Origin of the sequence: Planococcus sp. CAU13, from assembly GCF_000775575.1 — a bacterium.
Lineage (GTDB): Bacteria > Bacillota > Bacilli > Bacillales_A > Planococcaceae > Planococcus.
Map to the genome: position 1 here is coordinate 1 of NZ_JRGN01000031.1, position 12,006 is coordinate 12,006.

The 12,006-nt window shown below is 46.6% G+C and carries 12 protein-coding genes; 11 read left to right on the top strand and 1 reads right to left on the bottom strand.

What is annotated here, in order from left to right; all coding sequences use genetic code 11:
- The first annotated feature begins 142 nt into the window (after window positions 1-142).
- The 11 genes from KW93_RS00995 to KW93_RS01045 all read left to right on the top strand — a co-directional run bounded on the left by KW93_RS00995 (window position 143) and on the right by KW93_RS01045 (window position 10,879).
- Window positions 143-916 carry an SDR family oxidoreductase gene (locus KW93_RS00995; RefSeq protein WP_033541089.1) on the top strand — a complete coding sequence of 258 codons (774 nt, stop codon included), beginning with the start codon at window positions 143-145 and terminating at the stop codon, window positions 914-916.
- A gap of 18 nt (window positions 917-934) precedes the next feature.
- Window positions 935-1,519: a TetR/AcrR family transcriptional regulator gene (locus tag KW93_RS01000; RefSeq protein ID WP_033541090.1), complete on the top strand. Its 585-nt coding sequence runs from the start codon at window positions 935-937 to the stop codon at window positions 1,517-1,519.
- On the top strand, window positions 1,516-3,288 hold the full coding sequence (locus KW93_RS01005) for an acyl-CoA dehydrogenase family protein (RefSeq protein WP_033541091.1): 1,773 nt from the start codon (window positions 1,516-1,518) through the stop codon (window positions 3,286-3,288). The genes KW93_RS01000 and KW93_RS01005 overlap by 4 nt, the downstream gene beginning before the upstream one ends.
- 12 nt (window positions 3,289-3,300) lie before the next feature.
- Complete coding sequence (locus KW93_RS01010; protein WP_033541092.1) at window positions 3,301-4,275, top strand: quinone oxidoreductase family protein; 975 nt, start codon at window positions 3,301-3,303, stop codon at window positions 4,273-4,275.
- An 82-nt stretch (window positions 4,276-4,357) separates the two neighbouring features.
- A complete protein-coding gene (locus KW93_RS01015; RefSeq protein WP_033541093.1) occupies window positions 4,358-5,272 on the top strand; it encodes a ketopantoate reductase family protein in 915 nt (304 codons plus the stop codon).
- A gap of 109 nt (window positions 5,273-5,381) precedes the next feature.
- Window positions 5,382-7,127 carry a carbon starvation CstA family protein gene (locus tag KW93_RS01020; RefSeq protein ID WP_033541094.1) on the top strand — a complete coding sequence of 582 codons (1,746 nt, stop codon included), beginning with the start codon at window positions 5,382-5,384 and terminating at the stop codon, window positions 7,125-7,127.
- A 64-nt stretch (window positions 7,128-7,191) separates the two neighbouring features.
- The gene (locus KW93_RS01025) at window positions 7,192-7,455 is read left to right on the top strand and encodes a cory-CC-star protein (RefSeq protein ID WP_033541095.1); all 264 of its coding nucleotides are present in this window, start codon (window positions 7,192-7,194) and stop codon (window positions 7,453-7,455) included.
- A gap of 23 nt (window positions 7,456-7,478) precedes the next feature.
- Window positions 7,479-8,417 carry an ArsA family ATPase gene (locus tag KW93_RS01030; RefSeq protein WP_033541096.1) on the top strand — a complete coding sequence of 313 codons (939 nt, stop codon included), beginning with the start codon at window positions 7,479-7,481 and terminating at the stop codon, window positions 8,415-8,417.
- Entirely contained in the window at window positions 8,414-9,397 is a 984-nt protein-coding gene (locus tag KW93_RS01035; RefSeq protein ID WP_033541097.1) for a zinc-binding dehydrogenase, read from the top strand. Before KW93_RS01030 ends, KW93_RS01035 begins: the two co-directional genes overlap by 4 nt.
- Before the next feature lie 70 nt (window positions 9,398-9,467).
- Window positions 9,468-9,791, top strand: a complete 324-nt coding sequence (locus KW93_RS01040; RefSeq protein ID WP_033541100.1) for a DUF4870 domain-containing protein — start codon at window positions 9,468-9,470, stop codon at window positions 9,789-9,791.
- Between the two features lie 326 nt (window positions 9,792-10,117).
- Window positions 10,118-10,879 carry a Nif3-like dinuclear metal center hexameric protein gene (locus KW93_RS01045; RefSeq protein WP_033541098.1) on the top strand — a complete coding sequence of 254 codons (762 nt, stop codon included), beginning with the start codon at window positions 10,118-10,120 and terminating at the stop codon, window positions 10,877-10,879.
- A gap of 130 nt (window positions 10,880-11,009) precedes the next feature.
- On the opposite strand, the gene KW93_RS01050 is transcribed toward KW93_RS01045, so the two are convergent.
- Window positions 11,010-11,894, bottom strand: coding sequence for a helix-turn-helix domain-containing protein (locus KW93_RS01050; protein ID WP_327078705.1), 885 nt, complete (start codon window positions 11,892-11,894; stop codon window positions 11,010-11,012).
- Window positions 11,895-12,006 lie beyond the last annotated feature (112 nt).

Below are 12,006 nucleotides of genomic sequence, written 5' to 3' on the forward strand. Positions count from 1 at the left end.
GGGCCCATAAACCTCGGGCCATCTCTTCGCTGTCGCTTTTCTATATTGCAATCCCCAAAATGCACAGGTAAAATGAAGTTTAAGTATTCTGAACATACCAACTGGTAGGTATTTCGAATTTAACTGAGTGGGGGCTAATCGAATGCATATAATGGATCTATTCAAACTGGAGGGAAAAACCGCCATAGTCACGGGCGGGGGCCGCGGGCTCGGTGCCCAAATCGCGCAGGGCTTTGCAGAAGCGGGAGCGAATGTCGTCGTTTGTTCGAGAAAATTGGAAGCTTGCGAAGAGACGGCAGAACTGCTGAAAGGGCTTGGCGTCAGGGCGCTTGCGCTGAAATGCGATGTTACGAATGAGCAGGACGTGGAAAATGTCATTAGAAGAACAGTGGAAGAGTTCGGCACAGTGGATATTCTGGTCAATAATTCCGGAGCGACGTGGGGAGCGCCGGTGGAACAAATGCCGCTCGATGCCTGGCAGAAAGTCATGAACGTTAACGTTACAGGAACGTTCTTGATGAGCCGGGCGGCCGGTCAGGTGATGATCAAACAAAAGAGCGGGAAAATCATCAATATTTCATCGGTCGCGGGACTCGGCGGAATCGATCCCGAATTGATGAACACAATCGGCTATAACACGAGCAAAGGCGCCGTCATCACTTTCACGAAAGACCTTGCCGCCAAATGGGGGCAGCACAATATCAACGTCAACGCCTTGGCCCCGGGCTTCTTCCCGACGAAAATGTCAGAGGTTCTGATCGAGCGCGGCCGCGAGCAGTTCCTGAAACAGACGCCGCTGAACCGGTTTGGCACCGACGAAGATCTGAAGGGTGCTGCTTTATTCCTGGCCTCTAAAGCGTCGGATTATATTACGGGGGATGTGGTCGTTGTTGACGGCGGCATGCACACCCTTTAAGAAACGAGAGGAATGGTTATGAAAGACAGGATAAAAGAGCAGAGCATCAGCTTGTTCGAGAGAAAGGGGTTCAGTGAAACATCGATTCAGGATATTGTGGAAGCGCTGAATGTTACAAAAGGAACTTTCTATTATTACTACAGCAGCAAAGAACAGTTATTGATGAATATCCACAAGGAATACATCGACGATCTGCTGGGGCGACAGCGGAAAATCATCGACAGCGGCACCAGCCAGAAAGAAAAGCTGAAAGGGATCATCCAACTGCTGATTTCCGATATCGCCAAAAACGGCAACAGCGGAAAAGTGTTTTTCCGGGAAATGCGTCATCTGACGGAAGGCAACGCAAAGGACATCAAAAAGAGGCGTGAACAATTCCGCCTTACTATAGAAGAAACTATTCGGCTCGGAGTGGAAACCGGTGAATTCCGCAAACAATTGCGTCCTGATATAACGGCGCTCGCGGTGCTTGGCATCACCAACTGGACGTATCAATGGTTCAACGCTTCCGGCGAACTGGCAGCGGATGAGCTTGCTGAAATCTACAGCAGCATCGTGCTGGATGGCATCAATACGCGAAACGAGGGAGAAGATGGCCCATGAACAATGAATTATTGAGCTACCCCGGCGCAGGGTTCCTTTATCAATCGTCTGCACCGGAAGATGTGTTTACACCGGAAGATTTGAGCGATGAACATAAATTGATCGCCAGGACCGCAAAAAAATTCCTGGAAACGGAAATCTGGCCGAACAATGAAAAACTTGAACAGCAGAATTTCTTGCTTGTTAAAGAGCTTATGCAAAAAGCGGGCGAACTTGGACTGCTCGCGCACAGCGTACCGGAGAAATACGGCGGCCTCGGCCTCGATAAAATCAGCAAAGGCCTCGTCGGGGAATCGCTCGGACCGGCAGGCGGGTACGGTGTCGCCCATTCAAATCATACATGCATCGCGACGCTGCCGATTACGTATTTCGGCACGCCTGCACAAAAGGAATATTATTTGCCGAAACTGGCGTCGGGTGAATTTATTGGCGCCTATTGCCTGACGGAACCGGAAGCGGGCTCTGATGCGCTGTCTGCCCGGACAACGGCGGTATTGAATGAAGCAGGAACGCATTATTTGCTGAACGGCAGTAAAATGTTCATCACCAATGCGGCGTTTTCGGACACGTTCATCGTCTACGCAAAAGTGGACGGCAAAGACTTTACGGCTTTTATCGTCGAAAAGGATTTCCCGGGGCTGTCGCTTGGTGCGGAAGAAGAAAAAATGGGCATCAAAGGCTCATCGACGCGCACGGTCAATTTCGATAATTGCGAAGTGCCCAAAGAAAACCTTCTTGGCGCAATCGGCAAAGGGCATATCATCGCCTTGAATGTGCTGAATCTCGGCCGCTTCAATCTGGGGTCCGCCTGCATGGGCGCCGCTAAATACGGTCTGCACCTCGCAGCTTCCTATGTGAAACAGCGGAAGCAGTTCGGCAAAAAGATCGCCGAATTTTCTGCAACACAGGAAAAACTGGCGGACATGGCAGTGCGCATCTACGAGTCGGAATCACTCCAGTACCGGACAGCCGGCTATCTGGAAGATGCGCTTGGCGGCTTGTATGACAATGATGACCATTCGCTGATTGCGAAACGGCTGATGGAATACGCCACCGAATGCGCTGTCTGCAAAGTCCACGGTTCCGAGACGCTCGATTTTATTGCGGATGAAGCTTTGCAGCTGCACGGCGGCTACGGTTATATCAAAGATTACAAAGTGGAGCAGATGTACCGCGATTCGCGGATCAATCGTATTTTTGAAGGCACCAATGAAGTGAACCGTCTGCTGATACCAGGTGGATTGCTGAAACAGGCGGGGAAAGGAACCTTGCCGTTAGGTGAGCATATTGCACAGGCAGTCGCGGAAATGAACAACCCGAAAATAGGCTCCATCGGCATTATTTCCCGGGAAATAGAAGCCGTGAATGCCATACGGCGCGTGTTTTTATTGTGTGCAGGACTGGCATTCGAGGCATTTGGCGAAAAGCTGGCAGAACAGCAGGAAACGCTGATGAAACTGGCGGACGTCGGCATTCAGCTATATGCAGCGGAGTCGGCAGTGCTGCGGACGCAGAAAGCGCTCCATAAGAACGGAGCAGAAAAAGAACAGTTGAAAGTCGAACTGACAAAAGCATTGCTTGACGATTCACTGCTGGCAGTCGAGATGTCTGCCCGGAGGCTGATGCAGGGAATTACAGGCGGACGTGCGCTGAAAGCAAGCATGACCATGGCCGGCAATGAGCTCAGCCGGCTTCACGCGGAACAGGGCAATGCCACAAAACGGAAAATTGCAGCAGCGGTGCTGGAAGCTGAACATTATATTTGCTGAGGGGGAAACGGGATGAAAGTGATTCAATTCGAACAATACGGCGGCCCGGAAGTTCTTCATTATATAGAAGCAGAGCGGCCGGTTCCCGGAGACAATGAAGTGCTTGTCGAAGTAAAAGCGATTGGCGTCAATTACGCGGATACCGCGAGGCGGGAAGGGCAATATGTGGTGCCGACGCCGCTGCCGTATGTTCCGGGCTCGGAAGTGGCAGGGGTGATTGCGGAAACCGGCAAAAATGTTACCCGCTACAAAACAGGCATGCGCGTGTCGGCTTTGATCGAGTCGGGTGCATATGCTGATTATGTGGCACTGGATGAGAATATGCTGATTCCGGTGCCGGAAGATGTCAGTTTTGAACAGGCGGTTGCATTGCCGCTGCAAGGGCTGAGTGCTTATCATATCCTGACTACGATGGGGCGGCTCGAACAAGGCGAAACCGTGCTGATCCATGCAGCGGCGGGCGGTGTAGGGGCAATTGCCGTTCAGCTTGCCAAATTGTTCGGTGCCGGTAAAATCATTGCCACGGCCAGCTCCTCGGAAAAACTGGAACATGCGAAATCGCTGGGCGCCACCCACATTGTCAATTACACAAGCGAGAACTGGGTCGATGAAGTGAAAAGCATCACGGACGGCAAAGGCGTCGATTTGGCGCTTGAAATGGTCGGCGGGGATGTATTCAATAAAACCTTGAAATGCCTGGCACCTTTTGGGCGTCTGGTGATTTTCGGTGCTGCCAGCGGAGAACAGGCCCAGTTCCATCCGGGACAGCTGATGCGGAAAAATCAGTCGGTCATCGGTTTTTTCCTGCCGCAGATTATGCGCAAACCGGAGCTGTTCCAAAAAAGTTTCAAGGAATTGCTGGGCTATATGGCCAGCGGCGAGCTGCAGCTGACAATCGGCGGAAGCTATCCGCTTGCTGATGCCGCTGAAGTGCACCGCATGCTGCAGGGCCGGAAAACGATTGGGAAATTGGTTCTGAAGCCATAATCGATAACCGGAGTGATGATATCTTTGACCATAGGTTAGAGTTTAAGGGTTAAAGTTTTAATTTGAAGGAGGGATTAAATCAATGAAAATTCTAGTTGTAGGTGCCATCGGGGGCTATTTCGGTGGGCGTCTGCTCGAAAAAGGGGAAGATGTCACGTTTCTGGTTAGGGAAAGACGAAAAAAAGAGCTGGAAATCACCGGATTGAACATCGAAAGTGTGAATGGTGACTGCCGGCTCATCCCGCAATTAATTACAAAAAACAGTGAACCGGGAGCTTATGATGTGGTGCTGCTGTCGATTAAATCGTATCAGCTCGAAGGGGCCATTGATGATATGCGGCCATTTATCGGCGACCAGACGATGGTGCTGCCGCTGTTAAACGGAATCTCCCATGTCGATCGCTTGGTTGATGCCTTCGGTGAACAATCCGTCATCGGCGGTTTATGTTTCGTCGAAGCGACACTCGATGAAAAAGGGACGATTGTCCAGCCGAGCCCATTAAATCAATTGGTTTACGGCGAGCGCAGCGGTGAAGAGAGCGAGCGGATCCAACAATTGAAAAAGGCTTTTGACGGTACAAAAGCTGAATTTCTCCTGAGCTCGAACATCAACCAGGAAATGTGGCATAAATATCTGTTTATCACGACAATGTCCGGCATCACCACATTGTTCGAAGAGCCGATCGGTCCCATCCGGGAGCTCGAATCAGGCAAGCGCACCATCACGTCGCTGCTGAACGAATTGGAACAAGTGATGGCAAAAAACGGAGCGCCAATTGAACCTGGAGTTTCTCTTAAATTATTGGAGAAAATCAACAGCCTGGGAGAAGGAATGAAATCGTCGATGCAGCGCGATGTTGAAAAAAAACAGCCGATCGAAGCAGACCATCTTCAGGGCTATCTACTGGAAAAAGCCCAGGAAGTGAGGGTTGCAGTTCCTGTCCTGGAAACGGTCTACACGAAGTTGAAGCTGTATGAAAACACTGTAAGATATTAACTTCTTTTTTAATTGACGGAACATTTACAAAATTGTTTCATTAATCTATTATTAAAGGGCAAGCGTGAAAGCGCTTGCCCAAAATAGAAAGAAGAGGGAGTTGAGGAATTTGAATGCTATTGCATTGGCAGCCATTGGAATTTTCATCTTTGTTTTAGGTTACCGCTTTTATTCTAAATTTGTAGCAGAAAAGATTTTCCGGCTGGATCCGAATTACGTCACACCGGCTCATAAATTTAAAGACGGTGTCGATTTCGTTCCAACCAATAAGTTTGTTTTATGGGGGCATCATTTTACATCCGTTGCCGGAGCCGCACCGATTCTCGGACCGGCAATTGCCGTTTACTGGGGCTGGCTTCCTGCAGTGTTATGGGTAGTGCTCGGTACGGTTTTCGCCGCCGGTGTACATGACTTCGGGACACTCGTCCTGTCGGTCCGCAACAAAGGCCAGTCGGTCGGTACACTCGCTCACCGATTGATCGGGCAGCGGGGGAAAATTTTATTTCTTTTCATCATTCTGATTCTGGTGCTGATGGTCAATGCCGTTTTCGCCTGGGTTATCGCGAACTTATTCATTTCCTTCCCGGCAAGCGTCCTGCCGGTATTTATCCAGATTCCACTGGCTATCTGGATCGGCTATGCAGTTTATAAGAAAAACGTAAAAATGCTCGTGCCTTCTTTAATCGCACTGGTAGTCATGTATGGAACCGCAATTCTTTCAAGCCAATACGACATTCTTCAAATTGACCTAGTGCGCTATATGGGCGGAGAAGAAGGAGCCGGATTATTCGGACTAGGTGCAATTTCAACTGCATTCTTTATCTGGATCATCGTTCTCATGATTTATGTGTACATCGCTTCGACGTTGCCGGTATGGAAATTGCTCCAGCCGCGCGATTTCATCAACTCGCATCAATTGATCGTCGGATTGGGAATTCTGTACCTTGGACTTCTGTTCACGAATCCGGAAATCACAGCACCGATGACGAATCCGGGGGCGGATATTTCCTGGTTCCCATTGCTGTTCATCACCATCGCCTGTGGTGCAATATCCGGTTTCCACGGACTTGTTTCTTCGGGAACCTCTTCAAAACAGCTCGATAAAGAAACAGATGCCCGTTTTGTAGGTTATCTCGGAGCAGTCGGTGAAGGGATTCTGGCATTGATTTCGATCATTGCCGTCATCACGCTATTCCCGGACCGTGAAGCATTCTTTGCAACGTACAGCAGTTTCGCTGCTTCCAGTGGTGCCGGTCTTGGTTCATTTATCCAAGGTGCCTCCCAATTAGCTACCGGCTTGATGATTCCTTCAGCCATCGCTGCAACGATCGTCTCTGTCATTGTCGTATCTTTTGCGGCAACGACACTTGATACATCCGTGCGTTTGATGCGCTATATCATTTCGGAGCTGGGCGTCGAGTACAATATTCCGTCACTTGAGAAAAAGCATGTAGCGACAACAATCGCTGTTGTAGCCAGTGCGGCACTCGTATTGCTTCCGGAAGGGCCGAACGGTTTCGGTTCAGGAGGATATCTCCTGTGGCCGTTATTCGGTACTTCGAATCAGCTGTTGGCAGGCATCAGTTTGCTGCTTATCTCCATCTGGTTGAGAAATCTTGGCCGAAGTTACGTAATCACCATTGTTCCGATGATTTTCCTGATGTTCATGACACTCTGGGCAATGTTCCAGCAGGTGTTCCTGCAATGGGCGTGGTACAATGACGCATCGAATATGCTGCTGTTTGTTTTCGGATCCATCATTTTCGTCTTTGCATTATGGATTACCATTACAGCTGTGCAGGTCCTGCTCACCAAAGATAAATCGAAATTGCTCGGAAAAGAAAAATTAGAATAATGTAAAAGAAGGGATCATACTAGATGTGATCCCTTCCCTTATTTTATTCAAAAGAGGTGTTGAAATGCTGATTACCGATAACTTGAAAAGGCTGATCAAATGGTATGAAGCTGTGCTGGAACATCCGCATAAAACGGAAATCGCGCGCGAATTGCGGGCGGAAGATGACCTGTTCCTGCTGATGCTGTATTCGGAAATGCTCGGGATTCCGAATCCTGCCTATTATTACACGCTTGAGCTGTATCCTTATATGATAGAAGAATTTCACGACTGGCATTTGCGAATGGGGATGGAAAAATCACCGCTTTCCGGTATCCGCTGCTGTTAATATCAACGAAATGAGGTAAAGGAATGGACGTTTTATCGAAAAGCATCATTTTTGTGGGTGGCAAGGGTGGAGTCGGCAAATCGACATCCGCTGCGGCCATCGCTTCAAAATCCGCCGAGAGCGGCTTTAAAACTTTGCTGATCTCGACAGACCCTGCCCATAATGTCGGTGATATTTTCAATCAAAAAATCGGCGGCAATACAAAAGAAATAGCCACTAATCTATACGCGCTTGAAATTGATCCGGATATTGAAACCGAAAAATACATCAAAGGCGTAAAAGAGAATATCAAAGGCACTGTCCATACAAGCATGGTCGAAGAAGTGAACCGCCAGCTCGATACGGCGAAAGCTTCTCCGGGAGCAGATGAAGCAGCGCTTTTTGATAAGCTGATCCACATCATTTTGGAAGAGCGCCAGAACTTCGATAAACTGGTATTTGATACCGCACCGACCGGCCATACAATCCGCCTTCTCACATTGCCTGAATTAATGGGGGTCTGGATAGAAGGGCTCCTGGATAAACGGCGCAAAACAAACGATAACTATTCGGCGCTCTTAAACGACGGCGAACCACGTGAAGATCCGATTTACGATGTGCTCCGGGAGCGCCAGGAACGCTTTTCGAAAGCGCGGGATATTTTGCTGAATGAAGAGGAGACCGGTTTTATTTTCGTTTTGAATCCGGAACGCCTGCCGATTCTGGAGACGAAGAAAGCGTTGGAATTGCTGCATAAATATCATCTTCATGTAAAAACGCTGATCATCAATAAAGTGCTGCCGGAAGAAGCGGACGGTGACTTTTTGATGGAGCGAAAAAAACATGAAAAGAAATACATGGAATTGATCAAAGAAACATTCCCGAAGCAGCAGCTGATTTTCATTCCATTGTTTTCACAGGACATCATCAGTATGGACCAGTTGAAAATGTTCAGCGGGAATTTCGAAGGAGGAGTAAAGTGAAAGCATTTGTCATCGAAAAAGGGGAACTGAAAATAACGGACATGCCGGAACCGGAAGCGAAAAAAAGGGAAGTGGTAGTGGCGCTGAAGACTGCAGGCATCAATCGCCGCGATCTGAATTTATTGAACCGCCACGGCAATAAACCCGAGCCGCTTATCATCGGTTCGGACGGAGCAGGTGTTGTGGAAGCGGTGGGAGAAGGCGTTACCAATTTCGAAGTCGGAGATGAAGTCCTCATCAACCCGGCGCTGCGATGGTTTGCCAACAGCGACGCACCGCCGCCGGAATTTGATATTTTGGGAATGCCCGATCACGGCACTTTTGCGGAAAAAATCGCATTGTCTGCCGAACAGGTCGAAAAGAAGCCGCCACATCTAACCTGGGAAGAAGCAGGAGGAGTGGCGCTGCCGGCTTTGACCGGTTACCGTGCTTTGTTTACGAAAGGTCAGGTCAAAGAAGGCGATACGCTGTTCATCCCGGGAGCCGGAAGCGGGGTCGCCACATTTCTGATTCAGTTCGCAAAGAATATCGGTGCCCGCGTCATCGTCACATCAAGAAGTGAAGACAAGCTGGCGCATGCGAAAGAAATCGGCGCTGATCTTGCCATCCCCACCGACAGTGACTGGAGGAAGGAATTGGAGAACGAAACGATTGATCTTGCCATCGACAGCGTCGGGGCAGCGACTTTCAACCGGACACTGGAAGTGCTGAAAAAAGGCGGCCGTATCGTCATTTTCGGCGCGACTACGGACGATGTCACCGATTTTGATCTGCGGAAATTCTTTTACGGCCAATATCAATTATTTGGTTCGACAATGGGCAGCCGCGATGAATTGCGGGAAATGATCGCTCATATGGTTCAATACGAAACGCATCCGGTTGTCGGAAAAGTCTTTGAACTGGACGAGGCACAGGAAGCATTTGATTACCTGGCGGAAGGCAAACAATTCGGCAAAGTTATTTTGCGGGTGGGCCAATAATTTTGAAACCTTATGGCCGTTCATCCGTATTAAGGAGTATAAGAACCAACATTACTGGAGGTAATGAATGATGGAAAGTAAAGGATTGAAAATTCTCGTCCACGCCAGTGCGTTTTTTGCTCCGTTTCTTGTGCCGGTTGCCGTATTTCTTTTTGCGACCTTCCTGTATCCGGATGATAAAGATATAAGAAGACTGTCGGTTCAAGCATTGCTGTTCCAACTGGTCATGGGTGTCCTGCTCGCTGTCTCAGGCTTCCTGGTCATCTTCCTGATCGGTATCCCGATGCTTATCGTCTTTGGAATCATCGGACTGGTGGTCCCGATCATCGGCATCATCAAAGCCCTGAACGACGAACATTTCAGCTACCCGATTGTAGGCAGCTGGTATTATTAAGAAAAGCGGAAGCGGTGTTTTGTGCCGCTGGAGTCCAGACGAAAAGTCCTTCGGGGCTTTTTTTCTTTGAGTAAAACCGTTCGTAAAGGTGGATGGAATAAGATGAACGTTCGTAAAGTGTTTTGACACGTTTACGAACGTTTTTTTCGTTGTTTTTCAGCTGTTTTCAAAGCGTTTGTAAAAGTGTACTTTTACGAACGGTTATTATAGATCTTTGAAATTATTTTTTTCAATTCTTAGTGGTATTCGCTCAAAACAAAATGAAAAATTTTTCACTTATTAAATATGGTAAAATTAAGAAAAAATAGAATAGTGGGGATTTTGAGATGAATTTAAACGAATTCGAACAAACAATTAAGAAACTTTTTGGCGAGAAATTATTAGAAGAACATAACGATTATGGATTTACAAATACTTCAAATCATGAAATCCGAAAAATAGGATATGCGACAAACCTTTCCCTTGAGACTGTAGAACAAGCGATTCAGCAAGGGGTTGATTTAATTGTTACCCATCATGATGCTTGGGATTTTCTATATGGGTTAAGAGAAGCCTGCGTTAACAAGATGCAAGGAAATAATATTAGTCACTTTTGGATTCATGCACCACTAGATTTTGTAGAATTTGGAACTTGTACTTCTTTAATGAATACTTTAGAAATTGACACGATAACGAAATATTCTTCTTATAATGATAAGGAGGGTGATCTTCCTGGCATAGGAGAATATAGTCACTCAATCAACTTTAATCTTATGACCGAAAAAATGCGGTTTAAACTGGACGAACCGGTACGCGCATGGAAAAACAACGATAAAGAAGTAAAACGGATTGGTGTATTAACAGGAGCTGGGCATTCATCTTCTATCATTCAGAAAGCAGTGGAGGAAGGATACGATACATATGTAACTGGTGAAGCAACGTTATATACTATCCAGTACGCTGAATTTGCAGGAATCAACCTGCTGGTCGGCAGCCATACTTATACTGAAATATTCGGAGTAAAAACGTTGGCGAAAAAAATAGTGGAATTAAATCCGGATGTTGTGGTATCGGAACTGAAAGAAACTCATTTTGAATTGAATCATTAAGTTCTTGTGAAAAAATAGAGTAAATCAGTTTACATATCATGAGTTTATAGGAAGAGAAGAGGTTCGATACCGAGCTTCTTTTTTGGTGTAGAAGTTTTTCCTGAACGATAGGTTGCTTACGCGTTTTCAGTTACTTGGTGTATTTCAAGACAAAATTTAAATAAGTTTTAATCCCGTGAGCTATGTTCGGCGCATCCAATTTTTCGAGAGTACGGAATGCAGAAGTAGCTAATTCAATACCTCTCTCTTTATTTCCTGTCTTGATTTCGTATATGCCTTCTATGAACATCAATTGATTTTTAATGTACAGGTCCTCTTCCTTGATCTCCATACTCATTAAATAAGATTTAAAGGTTTCATAATGATCTATATAGGGATGACTATGTTGACCGCCCATTGAATAGATCAAGGTATTCATCAATATACTGACGGTGGTTTTGTAGTATTTGGGAAAACCCTTAAAACGGTAACTATTCTCATATGCAGTTTTTGTAAGGGTAACGACGAGTTCAGGCGGCAAAAGCAAAAGTGTCGAATTATAGAGTCTTAGTTCGTAATATCCCCATACCTCCACTTTAAAGAAATAGTCACACAGAAAATCCAAATCTTCCTGTGCTACTTTGGTTTCCTGTTCTTGAAGGATTCTTTCAAACACTTCCAGCATCGCCAAGTTGCAGCGGGCTGTTTCAAGTCCAAACTGCTCCCATTTCCGCTTCTCGGCCACTTTCAATTCGCTAAGAGTACCAAGGTCACGTGAGTGGTAAGCATCGTCAGCAGAATTAAAGAAAAGTTCTAAATCGTCCTGAAAATATTGGTTATGAATAAAGAAGAATTCTTCGAAAGAAAGAGCCATTTTTTCCAGTATCTTATGAAAATGTGTGAGTGAAATTTCTGATTCACCTCGTTCAAATTTTGATAAAAAAGAAACGGAAACAATTCCCTTTGCTAATTCAGCCAATGTGTATCCCTTTTGTTTTCGAATCTGTCTAAGTGTTACTCCATGCCTTAAAGAAATTAGATGAAAAAATCAAAAACCACCTTTACAAAACTAAAAATTTGAAGCATTTGAAGAATGGGTTACATCAGTATTGTTAAGTATTTGAATGTAACTTAAGTGCAGTTAAGTT

Bases quoted from the DNA above. Each gene is read 5' to 3' on its own strand.
- KW93_RS00995 (WP_033541089.1), top strand. From the start codon at position 143: ATGCATATAATGGATCTATTCAAACTGGAGGGAAAAACCGCCATAGTC.
- KW93_RS01000 (WP_033541090.1), top strand. From the start codon at position 935: ATGAAAGACAGGATAAAAGAGCAGAGCATCAGCTTGTTCGAGAGAAAG.
- KW93_RS01005 (WP_033541091.1), top strand. From the start codon at position 1,516: ATGAACAATGAATTATTGAGCTACCCCGGCGCAGGGTTCCTTTATCAA.
- KW93_RS01010 (WP_033541092.1), top strand. From the start codon at position 3,301: ATGAAAGTGATTCAATTCGAACAATACGGCGGCCCGGAAGTTCTTCAT.
- KW93_RS01015 (WP_033541093.1), top strand. From the start codon at position 4,358: ATGAAAATTCTAGTTGTAGGTGCCATCGGGGGCTATTTCGGTGGGCGT.
- KW93_RS01025 (WP_033541095.1), top strand. From the start codon at position 7,192: ATGCTGATTACCGATAACTTGAAAAGGCTGATCAAATGGTATGAAGCT.
- KW93_RS01030 (WP_033541096.1), top strand. From the start codon at position 7,479: ATGGACGTTTTATCGAAAAGCATCATTTTTGTGGGTGGCAAGGGTGGA.
- KW93_RS01040 (WP_033541100.1), top strand. From the start codon at position 9,468: ATGGAAAGTAAAGGATTGAAAATTCTCGTCCACGCCAGTGCGTTTTTT.
- KW93_RS01045 (WP_033541098.1), top strand. From the start codon at position 10,118: ATGAATTTAAACGAATTCGAACAAACAATTAAGAAACTTTTTGGCGAG.